Origin of the sequence: Photobacterium kishitanii (genome assembly GCF_003026355.1) — a bacterium.
GTDB lineage: Bacteria > Pseudomonadota > Gammaproteobacteria > Enterobacterales > Vibrionaceae > Photobacterium > Photobacterium kishitanii.
Genome location: NZ_PYON01000021.1, coordinates 42496 through 60424, shown reverse-complemented (window position 1 = coordinate 60424; position 17929 = coordinate 42496). Strand labels below are relative to the sequence as shown.

Below are 17929 nucleotides of genomic sequence, written 5' to 3'. Positions count from 1 at the left end.
CATGATGCCATTTAATGAACAAGATCTGAATCAGATGCCGTTGGTTGATGGAGCGATTGCTTTCATGGCTGAAGTCGATACTGATTTTCCAGCAACGTGGGTGCAATTACGTTTGACCCAACTGGCACAAGAAGCAGAACAAACGTTAATGGATGAGGTTAATCCTCGCGTTCGTTTAGACGGTTTGTTACGACTTTTTTATCGTGAGTGGGGTTTTCAGGGGGATCAACAGCAGTATTTTTCATCAGATAATGCCTTTTTAGATAAAGTATTAGAGCGTCGTAAAGGGATTCCCGTTAGTTTAGGGGCTATTTTTCTTTATTTAGCTAAGCATCTTGAATTGCCAGTTGAAAATGTTGGCTTTCCGACCCAGTTTTTATTGAAAGTTATGTGGTCGCCAGATGATATTCAATATATCAACCCTTTTGATGGTGAGTTTGTTAGTACCCATATTTTGCGTGGGTGGTTGATTGGTCATCGTGGCCCGTTTGCTGAATTTAAACCTGAATATCTTGATGCTCAGAAAAATAATATCATTTTATCGCGTTGGCTAACGGTGATGAAAAGTGCGCTATTACGTGAAGAGCTGTTTACTGACGCATTGCGTTGTAGTGATTTAGCATTAGCATTAAGCCCTGGCGATCCCCATGAAATTCGTGATCGTGGCTATATTTACCAGCAACTTGATTGCCTCCATGCTGCTGCGGTTGATTATTCTTATTTCATTGAGCAATGCCCAGAAGATCCTGCTGCAGATTTGCTTAAACTTCAAGTGGATGCTCTGTATGAAGAGCCTCTTACTTTGCACTAGATGAGAAGATAAATATGATGCAACAAAAAATTGTTCGTGTTGGTGATATTGATGTTGCTAACGATAAGCCATTTGTACTGTTTGGTGGTATGAATGTGCTTGAATCTCGCGATCTAGCGATGAAAATGTGTGAGCACTACGTAGAAGTCACCACTAAACTGGGGATTCCTTTCGTATTTAAAGCTTCTTTTGATAAAGCTAACCGCTCATCTGTACATTCGTACCGTGGTCCTGGCTTAGAAGAAGGTTTAAAAATCTTCCAAGAATTGAAAGACACATTTGGCGTGAAAATCATCACCGATATTCATGAAAAAGAACAAGCTCAAGTTGTTGCTGACGTGGTTGATGTGATTCAATTACCTGCTTTTCTTGCTCGCCAAACTGATCTTGTTGAAGCGATGGCTAAAACCGGCGCTGTGATCAATGTCAAAAAACCACAATTTATGAGCCCTGGCCAAGTGGGTAACATTGTTGAGAAATTTGCTGAGTGTGATAATCATAATGTGATTTTATGTGAGCGTGGTGTATTACACGGTTACGATAATCTTGTGGTTGATATGCTTGGTTTTGATGTAATGAAAAAAGCATCAAATGGTAGCCCAATTATTTTTGATGTGACTCATGCACTTCAATGCCGCGATCCACTAGGTGCGGCATCTGGTGGTCGTCGTGAGCAGACGATTGATCTTGCGCGTTCAGGTATTGCAACAGGTATTGCTGGTTTGTTTATGGAAGCCCACCCAACACCAGATCTTGCGCGTTGTGATGGCCCTTCGGCTTTCCCACTTGATAAGTTAGAGCCATTCTTAGCTCAGATTAAACAACTCGATGATTTAATCAAAAGTTTTGCACCGATTGAAATTAACTAATAATTACTATTGATGCATATGTAGCCCTATGAATTTTATTTATAGGGCTTTTTTTGTGTGAAAAACATGCGATGGGTAAAAAATTGTTTAATTAATAAATTTGGTTTTTTATGCTGGTTTTAAAGTTAATTTTCAGTGTTATTAACTGCAATGTTTGATTTTTTTAGTCTTTGTGCTTTATTAGCTAAGGATATTTTAGGGTGATCTGTGTCACCTTTTTTTTGAGTCTTTGTAGTGCTCGTTTCATACTGATGACCAGTTTTATTAGTAGTAGTGAGTTACCGTGTCAATATCGCAAGATCTTTCCGCACCTGAAGCTAAAACCATTTCTTCAAGCTGGACCAAACATGACACCAGTTGGATGTTGAGTCTATTTGGTACATCCGTTGGTGCCGGTATTTTATTTTTACCGATTAATATTGGTTCTGGTGGTTTTTGGTCATTAGTTATTATGGCACTACTTGCAGGCCCTATGACTTTTTGGGCTCACCGTGGATTGGCTCGGTTTGTTTTATCATCTACCCAAAAAGATGCTGATTTTACCGATGTGGTTGAAGAGCACTTTGGCCAGCGTTATGGCCGTTTAATCTCCTTGTTATACTTCTTGTCTATTTTTCCTATTTTACTTATTTATGGTGTCGGTTTAACCAATACTGTTGATAGTTTTATGGTGCATCAACTTGGCATGGCGCCGCCGTCTCGAGTGCTGCTATCTGGTTGTTTAGTGTTTGGCATGATCGCGGTTATGTTGGCCGGTGAAAAAACCATGCTGCGCGTATTTGGCATGATTGTTTATCCGTTAACGTTCATTTTAGCGGGTATTTCAATTTATCTGATCCCAAGTTGGCATATGCCTAATTTGAGTCTTAACCAAAGTGTTGGGGATTTAAGTGCTTCACTATGGCTAGCTATTCCTGTGGTCGTGTTTGCATTTAGTTATACGCCAGTAGTTTCTGGATTTGTTAATGCTCAGCGTCGTCAATATGGTAATCAAGCCCATACAAAATCAGAAACTATTCTTAAACGTACCTCAGTGATGTTAATTGCGTTTGTGTTGTTTTTTGTTTTTTCATGTGTGTTGAGTTTAACCCCAGAGCAGCTGCAACAAGCTAAAGTGGATAATGTTTCAGTACTGTCTTATTTAGCTAATGTTGAAGATAGTCACTTTATTATGATACTTGGACCATTAATTGCCTTTATTGCAATTACTTCGTCATTCTTAGGTCATTTTATGGGAGCGCGTGAAAGCTTTAATGGTTTAGTGGCAAAGCAAACATCATTATCGATTAAAACCATTGATAAGATTGGCGTTGTATTAATGTTTGTTTGTATCTGGTTTGCTGCGGTTATTAATCCGAGTATTCTGGGAATGATGGAGGCTTTTTCTGGCCCCGTCATTGCGATGATTTTATTTTTGATGCCAATGCTGGCGGTGTATCACATTGAAAGTTTGAAAATCTATCGTGGTAAAATAAGCACTTACTTTATTTTACTGATGGGATGTTTAGCTGTTGGTGCGATTGTGTTTAATTTGGTGAAATAAAACCAAATGAAAGCATAAAAAATAAGGCTTGCTACTCTTCTATCGTTTTAACGAGAAAGAGTCGCAAGCCTTATTGGTTTTAAATTAACAATAAAGTCAAAACTTACAGCTTGAAGCGATTAATTTCTTGTTGTAGTTCATAAGACAAAGTTGATAACTCTGCTGCTTGTTTGGCCGCTTCAGTGGCCTCTATTGCCAACTCATTTGATACATCACGAATTCCCTCGGTATTACGGGTAATTTCAGATGTTACTGATGATTGTTCTTCAGCGGCAGAGGCGATTTGAGTGGCCATATCACTGATATTATTCACAGCAGTAGTGATTTGCGACAAGCTTGCAGAGGCTGAGTTTGCATCATCAACGCTGGTTTCTGCTAAATGACGACTGTCCTCCATGATCCCTACCGCTTGACCTGTGGTTTGTTGCAGCGTCTCAATCATTTGTTGAATTTCTTGGGTTGAAGCGTGAGTACGTTGGCTTAATACTCGTACTTCATCGGCAACTACGGCAAACCCGCGTCCTTGTTCACCAGCACGCGCTGCTTCAATAGCGGCATTAAGTGCGAGTAAATTGGTTTGTTCGGCAATGCCTTGAATGGTCGAGAGGATAGTATTAATACTTTGTGCATGACTGTTTAACGCACTAATAACCGCTGTTGCTGTTTCTACTTCTTGGGCAAGGCTAGCGATTGACTGTTGGCTTTGGTTTACTTGAGTGCTGCCATGGCCAGAAGCGATAACCGTTTCTTCTGAGGTGCGAGCAGTATTTTCTGCATTTGAAGCAATCTCATGGGTTGCGGCGGCCATTTCATTAATTGCAGTTGCAACCATATTAATTTCATCTTGTTGAAATTGAATACGAGTACTGCGCTCCTCTGCTTGAGAAGCTGTGATATGAGATTGTTGGCTTAAAGTGCTAGAAACATGACTTAAACGGGTGAGCATGCTATGTAAGTTACTAACAAATAAATTGAAGTTATGTGCAAGTTGACCCACTTCATCATTACTATGAGGTTCAAGGCGACGAGTTAGATCACCTTCACCGCTAGCAATTTCAGCTAGGGCTGCAGAAACTCGGTTTAGATCGCGGAATAAGAAGTTGACTAATATTGTTAGGGTAGCGATCACTAATAAGGTAATGACGATAGCAGTGATAATTAATTGTTGTAGTGCCGTATGATAACTGGCTTCTTCTGTGGCGAGATCCATTTCTAACGCTAAAATCCATTCAGTATTTGGGACATTAGCGAAATAAAGGATTTTTTGTTGACCATTAATTGTCAGCAGTTGCGATTTATTGGTCGCAATTTGCTGTTCAATATTAGCCATGGTTAGTTGATTACTGTATTGGGGGAGTGGCTTGAGCAATAATTGTTTATTAGGATGTGCTAAAAAGCTGCCGTCTTGTTTATTGATTAACATTGCAAAAGCATTTTGACCAACATCAAGGCTGATCACATCATCAATAAGTTGATCTATTAATACGTCAGCACCAACAACACCGATCATTTGACCATTATTAATTAATGGTTGCGCTATGGTAACGAGTAATGCATTCGTGATGGCATCTTGATAGGCAGTGGTAATTATTTGTTTAGTCGCTGTTTGTGCGTCACGGTACCAAGGGCGTGTGCGTGGATCGTAGCCAGCACGATTACGATCGGGGTGTGAACGGTGCATCGCACCATCAATTGTGCCGAAATAAATATCATCAAAGCCACCACTTTTACGTGCTTGTTCTAAAAACATCACATTATTGGGTTGGTTATAATAATTTTCAAATGACAGAGTAATTGCACGGCGAATATTCATCCAGTCAGAAATACCCACTGTGGCTGTTGAAGCAATACTGTGAGCACGCTCGTTGGTATTCGCATGTGTTTCGTTACTAAGTTGTTTGGCGGCAAGCCATGTTAACGCTGTTGCCATGACGACTACTGCCGATACGCTAGCCATGATCAGTTTTTGTTTGAGTGAAAACTGCATAGGTCCATCTCATGAGTCAAAATATGCTCTATGAGAGCAAATTATAACTGCCATTACAATTGATTCATTGATGATTACTTACTTTATTTTTAAGTAATTAACATATTGATATTTTGTGACTTTTTATTGACGCTCAATACGGGGTGGATGTCAATAGCTTGACGATTATGGCTGTTTGGGTGATATGTAGAGAGTCATTAAGTGATGTGCATATGGATGTTTAGACGTCTAGATGTTGACAGTGGTGACACATCCCATTAACCTAAGGGAAATTCTAAAATAGATATTCACTATCAGCATGTCAAACTCAACCAACACATCATCAATTACACCTTCAGCATTGGCATTGCTGCCGTTGGGGATCTTTCTCGCCTTATTTATTGGTGTCGGTAGTTACCTTACTTACCAAGGGGTCGACTTCGCGTTTTACCAATTGCCATCACCTGTAGCAGCATTACCTGCTGTTATTGTGGCTATTCTTCTCAGTAAAGAGAAGCTTAATAAAGCCATTGAACAGTTTATCCGTGGTGTCGGCCATAGCGATATTATTGCAATGTGCATGATTTATCTTCTGGCTGGCGCATTTGCAGCGGTAGCTAAAGCATCTGGTGGGGTTGATGCAACGGTAAATCTAGGTATGGCGATATTGCCTGCAAGTATGATTCTGCCGGGTATTTTTATTATTTCAGCATTTATTGCAACCTCAATGGGCACGTCAATGGGGACTATTGCAGCTGTTGCACCGGTAGCATTAGGTATTGCTCATGCCGCTGGGATGGATGTTGCACTAACCGCTGGTGTGGTACTGAGTGGGGCAATGTTCGGTGATAATTTATCTATTATTTCTGATACGACGATTGCAGCAACGCGTTCTCAGGGGTGTCAGATGAAAGATAAATTCCGTGAGAATATTAAAATTGCGATACCAGCAGCGTTAGTGACTATGGTGTTATTTGCTTTTAGTAGTTCAGTTACCACGTTACCAGCAGCAAACCCAATTGAATGGCTTAAGGTGATGCCTTATATCACTATTTTGATCCTTGCTGTTTCAGGGGTAAATGTATTTGTAGTACTGACACTCGGTATTGTACTTGCTGGTGGCGTTGGTTTATTTTCGATTGATAGTTATAGCCTAACTACATTTGGTAAAGATATTTATAGTGGCTTTGGTAATATGCAAGAAATCTTCTTGCTCTCTATGCTGATTGGCGGTGTGAGTGAATTAATGCGTCAACAAGGAGGGTTAGCTTTTTTAACTCAACTTATTAGTCGTGTGATTGGTAAATTTAGTTCAAAGCACAGTTCGTCAGAAAACTCGCGAGCAAGTGAGCTGGGTATTGCCTCGTTAGTGAGTTTAACTAACTGCTGTACCGCGAATAATACCGTTGCGATTATTGTATCTGGTGGTGTAGCACGTGAGTTAGCACAAGAGAATGGTGTTACTGCCCGTCGTTCAGCGAGTTTATTAGATATTTTCTCGTGTGTTATTCAAGGTGTATTACCTTACGGTGCTCAGGCGTTGCTATTAGGTTCGGTGTTTAAGCTGTCGCCATTAGAAATAGTATCTCATTCATACTATTGTTTCTTTTTAGCTATTTCAGCATTAATTGCGATTTTTGTTCGTCGTTCAGCGACTAAATTTGAAAAAGTATTTTAATCACGAAATGATCATATTTAGCGTTTGAATTTATTAAACGTTTTTCAAAAAGCTCGGCAGTGACCGAGCTTTTTTTATAGTTTGTGATCTAGTATCCGTTTTTAATGTTGTAAAAGTGATCTTGATAGCAGAATAGTGACACTAAACAGGTGCTGATTTTCGATTCACTTACACTGAGCGCGATTATTTTTAAGCTGTTATTTATTATTACTATTTAATTAAATAACGCGATTATTTTTGCATTAATTTGACTCGACTCAAGCCATCTAAAAATGGTGGGTATCGTCTATTAAAATCGTTAAGGTGGATAACATGAAGCAACGTTTATTTGCTAAGACAGCATTAACTGCTGCTCTTCTGGCTGTACTTTCTGGTTGTGCAACACCGACAGATGATACCTCTACTCAGTGGGATGCAGATAAAACTTATCGTATTACAATTTTACATACCAATGATAATCATGGCCGTTTTTGGCAAAATCAAAATGGTGAGTATGGTATGGCGGCACGAAAAACCTTGTTAGATACTATTCGTGCAGAAGTAAAAGCTGAAGGTGGTACAACATTATTACTTTCTGGTGGTGATATTAATACTGGTGTGCCTGAGTCCGATTTACAAGATGCAGAGCCTGATTTTAAAGGTATGAATATGCTAGGTTACGATGCAATGGCATTAGGTAACCATGAGTTTGATAACCCACTTGAGGTATTACGTAAGCAGCAGCAATGGGCTAAGTTCCCAATGTTATCAGCCAATATTTACGATAAAAATACCGGCAAACGTTTATTTCAACCATACCAAATCTTTGAGCAGCAAGGGATTAAAATTGCTGTCATTGGCTTAACGACTGAAGACACCGCTAAAATAGGTAATCCAGAATATATTGGCGGGATTGAGTTCCGTGATCCTAAAGCAGAAGCTAAACAAGTTATTGCTGAACTTGAAGCCAATGAAAAGCCAGATGTCATTATCGCGGCAACCCATATGGGCCATTACGAAGATGGTCAACGCGGCATTAATGCCCCTGGTGATGTGGCATTAGCGCGTTATATGCAACCTGGCGATCTTGATATGATTGTTGGCGGTCACTCGCAAGAGCCTGTATGTATGGAAGGGCCGAATAAGAACAATAGCAACTTTAAACCCGGTGATAAGTGTACTCCTGATCAACAAAATGGTACTTGGATTGTACAGGCCCATGAATGGGGTAAGTATGTCGGGCGTGCTGACTTTGAGTTCCAAAATGGTGAGCTAAATCTTATTAGTTATGATCTTATCCCTGTGAACTTAAAGAAAAAAATCAAATTAGATGATGGTAGCCAGCAGCGGGTGTTTATTCAGGATGAGATCCAGCAGAATGCTGAAGTATTATCATTTTTAACTCCATACCAAGAAAAAGGCCAAGAGCAATTAACGGTTAAGATCGCAGAGTCTAATGGTAAGTTAGAAGGTGATCGTAATGTAGTACGTTTTAAGCAAACTAATTTAGGTCGCTTAATTGCAGCATCACATATGCAACGAGCGAAGGCTGATTTTGCGGTGATGAATTCAGGTGGTGTACGTGACTCGATTGACGGTGGCGATATTACCTATAAAGATGTACTGATCGTGCAGCCGTTTGGCAATATCGTGACTTACATTGATATGTCGGGTAAAGAAATTCTGGATTACCTGAATGTGGTTGCGACTAAACCGATTGATTCTGGTTCTTATGCTCAGTTTTATGGTATCAGCATGACGGTAGCTAATGGCAAAGTGAGCGATGTTAATATTGGTGGCAAACCACTATTAATGGACAAAACGTACCGTTTTACAGTACCAAGTTTTAATGCTGCTGGTGGTGATGGTTATCCTAAAGTCAATAAGCACTCAGGTTATGTGAATACTGGGTTTGTTGATGCTGAAGTGTTAAAAGAGTTTTTACAAAATAATAGCCCGATTGATGTAAACCGTTACGCGCCAAAGGGTGAGATTATTTATAAATAAGTGGCCGTTGTTATCGGTATGCTTTATCTACGGCGCTGACTATTCAGCGCCGTTTTTTTTGTACTTTTTAAAAAATACCTCTCGGTATATAGTTCTGTTTTGGTAAACAGATGTTGTTAGCTTCTTTGGCGGATATTCACTAAATCAAAGGGGAGCTAATGACAGCTGTTTGGGTAGCAAAACTTTGCAAGAGAAAAACGTATGACACCGGCAATTAAATTAGCAAAAAAACATAAAATTGAATTTCAAGTACACCAATATGAACATGATCCAGCTAATAATAATTTCGGTCACGAAGCTGCTGAAATATTAGGCTTAGATCCTCACCGCGTGTTTAAAACGTTATTATTTGCATTAAATGGTGATCCTAAAAACTTAGCAGTTGCCGTCGTTCCTGTCGCTGGAATGCTAGATCTAAAAGCTGCGGCTAAAGCAGCTGGTGGTAAAAAAGCGGAAATGGCCGATCCTAAATTGGCAGAAAAAGTCACGGGTTACATTGTTGGCGGTATTAGCCCTCTTGGACAGAAAAAACGGTTACCAACCTTTGTTGATAGTAGTGCCGAGCAATTTGAGACTATTTGCGTTAGTGCTGGACGCCGTGGTTTGGAAATAGAACTTGCGGCTCAAGATTTAGTGACCTTAACGTCAGGTAAATTTGCAGCTATTGCTAAGCAAGATTAGTGAATAAAATATATTCGTATTGTCGTTAGCATATTGCTGTTATTACAGTAGCTAAACCAATAGTAATTAATCCCCGATGTGTGCATTGATAAAAGGAAATTAGCGATGACAATCAGCATTTGGCTGTCTTTATTAGTTATTTGTTTACTGGGGGCAATGTCACCGGGGCCGAGTTTAGCCGTAGTTGCTAAACATAGCTTATCGGGAGGACGTTGGCATGGGATCGTGACTGCATGGGCGCATGCCTGTGGGGTTGGATTTTATGCTTTGCTAACGCTCGTTGGTTTAGCGGCAATACTGCATCAGTCGCCACTGTTATTTACCAGTGTTAGTTATGTCGGCGCAGGGTATTTAGCGTATCTAGGCATTAACGCATTACGTTCTAAGGGTGGTGTAGCAGCAAAATTAGCTCAAGGACAAGCAAGTACATTGCTTGAAGCGGCTCGTGATGGGGTGATGATTTCATTATTTAATCCGAAATTAGCGCTGTTTTTTTTGGCTTTATTTAGTCAGTTTGTTGCGGTCGGCAATGAAATATCGTCAAAGATCATTATTGTCGCAACACCGCTGTTAGTTGATGGATTATGGTATACGCTAATTGCTTGTGTTTTATCTTATCCAGCGGTACTCACTCTATTAAGAACCAAAGCACAAATAATTGATCGTCTCTCTGGAATTGTTCTATTAGGATTAGCGTTTCGCGTTGTGTGGCTGGCTTAATTGTAAAAATGGCCGAACTGTGTTCGGCCATTTATATTAGCAATTAGGTTGGCATCTTTTTTTACGTAGCCAAATCGGAACAAACGTATTTAGAAGCGTCGCTAATATAATTAAACTAACACCAACAATTTTATTCCATGACATAGGATGATTAAAGAACATAAATTGCCAGATAGCAGAGAAGATTAAATTAGTAAAAATAATCGGTGCTAACTGTGATCCTGATTCTGCTAACTGATAAGCTTTAGCTCGGAAAACCTGTGTATTGACCGTACATACTGCCATAAATAGCAATAACAATAATAAAGGGTGCTGCCATCCTGTCAGGGTGTGCCATTCTACAGCTGTTGTAACGGGGGAAAAAATTAACAAAGGTACTAAAAACAAAGAAGCAACAATAAAGCTCCATGCACTTACACCTAAAGGCGTTAAATTACTTTTGCTTGAGCGATACATTGCCACTTGTGAACCCGCATTAAAAATACCACCCGCTAAGCCTAATAATAAACTTCCACCAAATTTCATTTGCTCCAGATTTCCTGCAATGAAAAGTAAGCCAGTAAAAGTTATTCCTAAGTTAATAATAATTAATCGTTTTATTGGTGTCTTAAAAAATATGCGTTCTAGAATAGGAACAAATAAAGGGCTGGTACCAAATAAAACGACTGCTTCAACTAGACTTAAGTGCTTAATTGAGGCCAAGAAACATAATTGACAGGCTGTAATACAAAAGCCACGAACCAATAAACCACTCCAAGCTTGTTTATTAGGTTGTGACCATTGAGTGATCATCATTAGCCAAAATGCCAGGATTGCTGGAAACAGTAACCGGAAAAAGCATAGCCATGCAGGGTCAAAGCTGTGGGTTAGCCATTTTGCTAACAATCCTGTTACTGATAAGCTAAATGTAGACACTAGCATTAGCAGCATTGGGCGTATTTCTGAATTCATTAGTAATAATCTCCTAGGGCGGCGACTTTACTTTAATTGTATGATAAATAAATTCAAAACAATTTAACCCTAGGATCTATTTATTTTACCATGTGGTTAATGGCGTAGATTTAGATGCGGTAATAATCATTTGTTATTTTTATCAATGGCTTATGTTTTATTCATGTAATTTATTATTAAGCATCGCGATGGTTTAAATGTCGATCACGTATTTGTTGTTTCTTTTCTGCACTTTTTTTGATCATAACGTAAAGCGCACCAGTTCCACCATGCTGGCGCATAGCTGAATGGAAACAAAGTACATCTGAAATTTGCTCAAGCCATGTGGTGACAAAACTCTTCATTAAGGCTGGTGGGTTAGCGTGCTCTCCTTTGCCGTGAATAATCATAACCGTACGAATATCTAACCGTTGAGCTTGTTTTAAAAAAGCGAGTACTTCATCACGTGCTTGAGATAAGGTCTTTTTATGTAGATCTAAACGGGCGTGAATATCATATTTACCTTGGCGCATTTTTTTAAATACAGCTAACTGCACACCGTCACGCTTAAATTCAATCATGTCATCAGGTTTGATCATGTTGGCATGATCAAGTGATAAATAATCTATATTACTATTTGCTAAAGTTTGTGCTGCAAGTCGCCGAGCGAGTTGTGCTTCAGATACTTGGTATTTTTGTTGGATTAAAATAGTATCTTGTTTTATTGGCGCTACATCGGCCATCATCTCTTTAAAGAGATCTAACTCATTATTAGACATAAAGGTTCACTATAAGTAAGCGATAATTTAATTATACTCGCGCTTAATTGAAACAAAAGCCAATAAATTGGAAAGGCAAAGAGAGATATTTAAGCCATTTATTTATTGAAAGTTATTTAATATTAACTATGCGGTGTAATGTCGTTTGCCATTAAGTTTTTATAATTGCTATAAAAGTTGGTACTTGATTGTATTTTAACCAGATTAAGTCCCTAATAGTCCCTGAAGTTGTTGGTTTAGTGAGCAGTTGTTTTAGTTACAAAAAAAATATCGTATAGGGGTTGCTAAAATAAAAATGGCGAGTATTATAGCGACCTCAACAACGTACAGCGTGTTGAAAAATCGGTGAATAGCACAGTTTATAGAGTGCATCTCTGATTTAGGAATTACGGACTTGAGGGTGATCCTTCTCGCGGTATTCCTAGAAAATTAGTCGGTGAATAGCGCAGTTTGGTAGCGCATCTGGTTTGGGACCAGAGGGTCGGGGGTTCGAATCCCTCTTCACCGACCACTATTTAAAAAGTAGTGGTTGATTAAAACCATTACTATTAGAGAACACGCAGCATAATGTGGTTCTCAGAAAGAATTAAGTCGGTGGATAGCGCAGTTTAGTCGCGCATCTCTGATGTTAGGAATAGCGGGCCAGAGGGTTAACCCTTTGAGTAGTGTTCCTGAAAAGAACAAAGTCGGTGAATAGCGCAGTTTGGTAGCGCATCTGGTTTGGGACCAGAGGGTCGGGGGTTCGAATCCCTCTTCACCGACCACTTACAATGGTGGCTATAGCTCAGTTGGTAGAGTCCCGGATTGTGATTCCGGTTGTCGCGAGTTCAAGCCTCGTTAGCCACCCCATTATTCAGGTTATCTTTTTTAGAGACCTTGGCCTTGTAAGCCTAAAAAAGTCAGTGAATAGCGCAGTTTGGTAGCGCATCTCTGATGTTAGGAATAGCGGACCAGAGGGGTGACCTTCTAGCAGCGTTCCTAGAAAAGAATTAAGTCGGTGAATAGCGCAGTTTGGTAGCGCATCTGGTTTGGGACCAGAGGGTCGGGGGTTCGAATCCCTCTTCACCGACCACTATTTAAAAAGTAGTGGTTGATTAAAACCATTACTATTAGAGAACACGCAGCATAATGTGGTTCTCAGAAAGAATTAAGTCGGTGAATAGCGCAGTTTAGTCGCGCATCTCTGATGTTAGGAATAGCGGACCAGAGGGTTAACCCTTTGAGTAGCGTTCCTGAAAAAGAACAAAGTCGGTGAATAGCGCAGTTTGGTAGCGCATCTCTGATGTTAGGAATAGCGGACCAGAGGGTTGACCCTTCTAGCAGCGTTCCTAGAAAAGAATTAAGTCGGTGAATAGCGCAGTTTGGTAGCGCATCTGGTTTGGGACCAGAGGGTCGGGGGTTCGAATCCCTCTTCACCGACCACTTACAATGGTGGCTATAGCTCAGTTGGTAGAGTCCCGGATTGTGATTCCGGTTGTCGCGAGTTCAAGCCTCGTTAGCCACCCCATTATTCAGGTTATCTTTTTTAGAGACCTTGGCCTTGTAAGCCTAAACAACGTCGGTGAATAGCGCAGTTTAGTCGCGCATCTCTGATGTTAGGAATAGCGGAGCAGAGGGTTGACCCTTCTAGCAGCGTTCCTAGAAAAGAATTTAGTCGGTGAATAGCGCAGTTTGGTAGCGCATCTGGTTTGGGACCAGAGGGTCGGGGGTTCGAATCCCTCTTCACCGACCACTATTAAGAAGACCGTATCGAAAGATACGGTTTTTTTTCGTCTGTATAAAATGAACCGTGGTTTAGATGACCAGAGGTCGGGGGGCACTGATATTAGAATCTCGCTCTTCACCGACCATTATTAAGAAAACCTGAGTCGAAAGATTTAGGTTTTTTTCGTCTGTATAAAATGAATCGTGGTTTAGATGACCAGAGGGTCGGGGATTCACTGATATTAGAATCTCGCTCTTCACCTATTATTGCCCCACTTTTACTTGCAGTTAGCTTTTGTACCTGAGGTTATCTTCTCAATCTTAAAGCCTTGTTGTTTCATTAAGTTGGGTAGTCCTTGCTCGCCAATTAAATGAAATGCGCCGACCACGACCATAAACTTCCCTGATTGGTATGGCGATGTTTTAGCTAAGGTTTCAGCCCAGCGCTGGTTACGGTTAAAAATTAAGGCATCATCAGTTGTTGGATCAAATTGGCTTTCTTGAAACAGCTGTTCAAGTTTATCGCCATCTCCGTGTTGCCAGACTTTAACTAAGCAACGTAATGAGGATTGGGTTTTATCCCATTCATTAATAGTCTCAATTAACATTGGGGCGCCATTGTCGGGGAGATTTTCTAACATATTGAATTGTTGGCTAACACTTTCTAATTCGAGGATTGGTAACTGTTGTTGCTGAGCGCGCTGTAAAAGTACGTAGTCGATACCATAATCAGATTTTAGTTCGAGCTGATCGGCAAGAGCGAGTTGGAGAGTAACGGCAGTTAACCAAGGCGGTTGCTGGAGTAATTGCTCAAATGAAATATTTAATTTCTTACTGATATGTTTTAATTGATTGAGTGCCGTTTCAGGTAGCGCTTGATGAGTAAACGGTGGCGCAAGTTTTGGGGTTACGCTTGATTGTTGAAGGATATTAGCTTCTACAATTAGCGCGTCGGCTTGTTGCCATTGTTCAAGAAACACATCAGGCAATGGAAACATCGCTTCTTTACCTGCATGAATAGATCCTAAAACATAAAACTCACGCTGATTGTCATAAATTTTCCATACAATTGGTGTCGCTAATGCTGGTTGGGAAATAAAAGGCAGTAATAATAATGCTTTTGATAAGATAGATTTGAACATAGGTTACCGCTGATTATGTAGGAGTGATTAAGTTATAACAAATATTGGAGCTGAGTGAGATCAAAAAAGGCCACCGAAGTAGCCTTAATGCGATTTTTAATTATCGGAATACTCTTATTTTGAGTTACGGATACTTGGATGAAGCCAGAACCACCACACAATAAATCCAATTGCAGCTGCGCCTAATAAGAAACACATATTATTTCTCCTGATGTTGTTGGCTTGGCTTGAATAAACGTAACCGGTTAGCATTACTTACTACTGTAATTGATGATAGTGCCATTGCTGCCCCTGCAATTACAGGGCTAAGGAGTGTTCCTGTTAGTGGGAATAACACTCCAGCGGCAATTGGAATACCTAATGTATTGTAAATAAAGGCACCAAATAAGTTTTCTTTGATATTTCTTAGTGTCGCTTTTGATAATTCTAATGCATCAGCGACACCATGTAGTGAATGACGCATCAAGGTAAATTGCGCACTTTCAATCGCAACATCAGTGCCACTTCCCATTGCGATACCAACCTCTGCTAACGCGAGTGCTGGTGCATCATTAATACCATCACCAACCATAGCGACTCGCTTACCTTGTTGTTGTAATAAGGTAATCTGTGCTGCTTTACCATCGGGTAATACCTCTGCAACCACATCTGAAATACCGAGTTTAGCGGCAATAACTTGAGCAGTCTTGACGCTATCACCTGTAAGCATAACGACATTTAGCCCCATATCTTGCATGCGTTTAACTGCAGAATATGAATCTTTACGTAATGGATCACTAATTCCAATAATTCCCGCTAAAATACCATTTTGAGCTAAATAAACGGGAGTAGCACCTTGGTTAGCAATGAAATCGAAATCAGTTTCAGCCTGAGATATATTAATCTCATTTTGATTCATGAACTTGGCATTACCTAGTAGCAGTTGTTGTTGCTCTATTGTGCCTGATACACCTAATCCTGAATACGCCATAAAGTTGCTATGTGGGTAGAGTTGTAGCTGTTGTTGTCGCGCTGATTCAACAATCGCGTTGGCTAATGGGTGTTCAGAACCTTGCTCTAAACTCGCGGCTAATTGAATGAGTTGTTCACGACTTAACGTATTATAAATTTTATAATCAACAACTTGTGGTTTACCTTCGGTTAAAGTACCGGTTTTATCTAATACCACAGTATCAATGCTAGCTGCCTGCTGCATCGCTTCAGCATCTTTAATTAAAATACCTAGCTCTGCTGCGCGCCCGACACCAACAGTCACTGACATTGGTGTTGCTAGGCCTAGTGCGCACGGACAAGCAATAATAAGTACAGTTGTGGCGGCCACAAGCATATAAACTGATGCAGGCTGCGGGCCAAAATAATACCAAGCCATTGCAGTTAATATGGCAATAATCATTACACTTGGTACGAAAACACTTGAGATAGTATCGGCTAATCGTGCAAGTGCAGGTTTACTACTTTGGGCTTGGCGGACCAATTGAATAATACGTGCGAGCATAGTATCACTGCCAATATGCTCAGCTTTAAACAATAAACTACCTTGTTGGTTAATCGTACCTGCACGAACGTGATCACCGCTTTTTTTATGTACAGCTAAGGGCTCACCAGTCAGCATCGATTCATCAAGATAACTATTACCATCAATCACACAGCCATCAACGGCGACTTTAGCACCCGGTTTTAAACGTAACGTCATACCCGCAATAACATCACTTAGTGGACGTTCAATTTCTTGACCATTTTCAACCACAATGGCGGTTTGGGGCTGAAGATCAATTAAGCGTTCTAAGGCTTTTGAAGTACGGCTGCGTGCTCGTGCTTCTAATGCGTGGCCAAGGGTGATAAGACCGATGATCATTGCTGATGCTTCAAAATAGACATGACGAGCAGCTAACGGGAACATATCTGGTGCGATAACCACTGCCATTGAAAATAGCCACGCTGCTCCTGTACCTAAGGCAACGAGTGTATCCATCGTGGCACGATGATGACGGAAAGCTTTCCAACTATTGATATAAAAATCTTTACCGGCTGTGACGAGTAATGCCAAAGTAATAAGACCGACAATTCCCCAACTTATTTGGCTGGTTGTTGAATCGATTACCATGCTACCGCCAAATACTCCCCAAGCCATCATTGGTACCCCTAAAGCAAGGGCAATAATGGCATTACGCATATGAGTCTTTACTGTTTGTTGGTTTTGCTGTTGTTGGCGAATACGACGTGTTTGATCATCTTCGCTTTGTTCTGCACCGTAACCTGCTTGTTGAATAGCCTCTATAACCGCCTGTGATGACGCCTGTCCATAAATTAAGGCAGTACGTTCAGCAAGGTTAACGTTAACACTATCAACACCGTCTACTGCCTTAATTGCTTTCTCTACAGATGCAACGCAACTCGCACAGGTTAGTCCTGATAGTAGTAACTGGATTGAGTTTTCTTGAGGCGAGATAATAGGTTCGGGGTCTGATGCGATAGACTCCGATGCCAGAGGTTGATCGATTAAGGGTATTGGCTGCGGTTGCAATATTGTCGTCGTTGTTGCTTGATAGCCTGTCGCAGCTACGATTGCGATAATCTCGTTATCAGTCAGTGATGTATTAACGCTGAGATTATTTTTATCGATCGTAATAATATCAATATTATCTAAGGTTAATGCGGTGGTTAATTTAGCAACGCATTTACCGCATGATAGGCCGGTTAAACTGAAATCATAATGGTGTTGTGTTGGCGTTGTTACTACTTGATAGCCTAATGCAACTATTATGTCTGTTAGTGCTTGCTCACTGATAGAGCCAGATACATCAGCAAGCTGTTTGCTAATATTAAAATGTGCAATATCATGACGCTCAGTTAGGGCCTGTTCAATTTTAGCGACACAGCGACCACAGGATAAACCCGTAAGTGGCAATTGATAGTGATAGCCAACTTGGTAACCTAATGCAGTAATAGCGTCAAATAATGCATTTAAAGGAGTACCAGCAGATACGGTTAATTGTTCTGTATTGATATCTATAATTTGGGTGTCAGGTAGTAGGCTAAGAGCATCACGAATTTTATTAACGCAACGCATACAGCGTACATTGGCAAGAGGAAGAGTAATGGTATTCATGTGCTCGCCTT

At 40.4% G+C, this 17929-nt stretch carries 12 protein-coding genes and 7 tRNA genes; 14 read left to right on the top strand and 5 right to left on the bottom strand.

Translation table 11 applies throughout. The features are described from left to right. Nucleotide 1: 1 nt before the first annotated feature. The 3 genes from C0W29_RS18355 (at nt 2) to C0W29_RS18345 (ending at nt 3223) form a co-directional block, all read left to right on the top strand. Nucleotides 2–811 (top strand): SirB1 family protein, encoded by an 810-nt coding sequence (locus C0W29_RS18355; RefSeq protein WP_036793524.1) that lies wholly within the window; start codon nt 2–4, stop codon nt 809–811. 14 nt (nt 812–825) lie between these two features. Further along, nucleotides 826–1680 carry a 3-deoxy-8-phosphooctulonate synthase gene (gene kdsA, locus C0W29_RS18350; RefSeq protein WP_036793525.1) on the top strand — a complete coding sequence of 285 codons (855 nt, stop codon included), beginning with the start codon at nt 826–828 and terminating at the stop codon, nt 1678–1680. A gap of 283 nt (nt 1681–1963) precedes the next feature. Continuing rightward, on the top strand, nt 1964–3223 hold the full coding sequence (locus tag C0W29_RS18345) for an SLC5/6 family protein (RefSeq protein ID WP_045044103.1): 1260 nt from the start codon (nt 1964–1966) through the stop codon (nt 3221–3223). Nucleotides 3224–3326: 103 nt separating this feature from the next. On the opposite strand, the gene C0W29_RS18340 is transcribed toward C0W29_RS18345, so the two are convergent. Further along, nucleotides 3327–5210 (bottom strand): methyl-accepting chemotaxis protein, encoded by a 1884-nt coding sequence (locus tag C0W29_RS18340; protein ID WP_045045839.1) that lies wholly within the window; start codon nt 5208–5210, stop codon nt 3327–3329. Between the two features lie 298 nt (nt 5211–5508). Here C0W29_RS18340 and C0W29_RS18335 point away from each other — a divergent pair, with 298 nt between their 5' ends. From C0W29_RS18335 to C0W29_RS18320, 4 genes are all read left to right on the top strand, one after another. Further along, complete coding sequence (locus C0W29_RS18335) at nt 5509–6867, top strand: Na+/H+ antiporter NhaC family protein (protein WP_045044101.1); 1359 nt, start codon at nt 5509–5511, stop codon at nt 6865–6867. Nucleotides 6868–7179: 312 nt separating this feature from the next. Beyond that, nucleotides 7180–8853, top strand: a complete 1674-nt coding sequence (gene ushA, locus C0W29_RS18330) for a bifunctional UDP-sugar hydrolase/5'-nucleotidase UshA (protein WP_045045838.1) — start codon at nt 7180–7182, stop codon at nt 8851–8853. Between the two features lie 201 nt (nt 8854–9054). Continuing rightward, nucleotides 9055–9534, top strand: a complete 480-nt coding sequence (ybaK, locus tag C0W29_RS18325; protein WP_045067475.1) for a Cys-tRNA(Pro) deacylase — start codon at nt 9055–9057, stop codon at nt 9532–9534. A gap of 105 nt (nt 9535–9639) precedes the next feature. Next, complete coding sequence (locus C0W29_RS18320) at nt 9640–10254, top strand: LysE family translocator (protein ID WP_045044099.1); 615 nt, start codon at nt 9640–9642, stop codon at nt 10252–10254. A 36-nt stretch (nt 10255–10290) separates the two neighbouring features. On the opposite strand, the gene C0W29_RS18315 is transcribed toward C0W29_RS18320, so the two are convergent. Then, nucleotides 10291–11205 carry a DMT family transporter gene (locus tag C0W29_RS18315; protein ID WP_036793532.1) on the bottom strand — a complete coding sequence of 305 codons (915 nt, stop codon included), beginning with the start codon at nt 11203–11205 and terminating at the stop codon, nt 10291–10293. 176 nt (nt 11206–11381) lie between these two features. Continuing rightward, nucleotides 11382–11963: a DNA endonuclease SmrA gene (gene smrA, locus C0W29_RS18310; RefSeq protein ID WP_080895478.1), complete on the bottom strand. Its 582-nt coding sequence runs from the start codon at nt 11961–11963 to the stop codon at nt 11382–11384. A gap of 434 nt (nt 11964–12397) precedes the next feature. Here smrA and C0W29_RS18305 point away from each other — a divergent pair. The 7 genes from C0W29_RS18305 to C0W29_RS18275 all read left to right on the top strand — a co-directional run bounded on the left by C0W29_RS18305 (nt 12398) and on the right by C0W29_RS18275 (nt 13695). Then, a tRNA-Pro gene (locus C0W29_RS18305) sits at nt 12398–12474 on the top strand. Nucleotides 12475–12650: 176 nt separating this feature from the next. After that, nucleotides 12651–12727 (top strand) — tRNA-Pro (locus tag C0W29_RS18300). 9 nt (nt 12728–12736) lie between these two features. Further along, a tRNA-His gene (locus C0W29_RS18295) sits at nt 12737–12812 on the top strand. Between the two features lie 146 nt (nt 12813–12958). Continuing rightward, nucleotides 12959–13035 (top strand) — tRNA-Pro (locus tag C0W29_RS18290). Between the two features lie 273 nt (nt 13036–13308). Continuing rightward, nucleotides 13309–13385 (top strand) — tRNA-Pro (locus C0W29_RS18285). A gap of 9 nt (nt 13386–13394) precedes the next feature. Then, a tRNA-His gene (locus tag C0W29_RS18280) sits at nt 13395–13470 on the top strand. 148 nt (nt 13471–13618) lie between these two features. Next, a tRNA-Pro gene (locus C0W29_RS18275) sits at nt 13619–13695 on the top strand. 250 nt (nt 13696–13945) lie between these two features. Here C0W29_RS18275 and C0W29_RS18270 read toward each other — a convergent pair. Both C0W29_RS18270 and C0W29_RS18265 read right to left on the bottom strand, forming a co-directional pair. After that, nucleotides 13946–14809 carry a TraB/GumN family protein gene (locus C0W29_RS18270; protein ID WP_045045690.1) on the bottom strand — a complete coding sequence of 288 codons (864 nt, stop codon included), beginning with the start codon at nt 14807–14809 and terminating at the stop codon, nt 13946–13948. A 199-nt stretch (nt 14810–15008) separates the two neighbouring features. Continuing rightward, nucleotides 15009–17918 (bottom strand): cation transporter, encoded by a 2910-nt coding sequence (locus C0W29_RS18265; RefSeq protein ID WP_045045689.1) that lies wholly within the window; start codon nt 17916–17918, stop codon nt 15009–15011. Between the last annotated feature and the right edge of the window lie 11 nt (nt 17919–17929).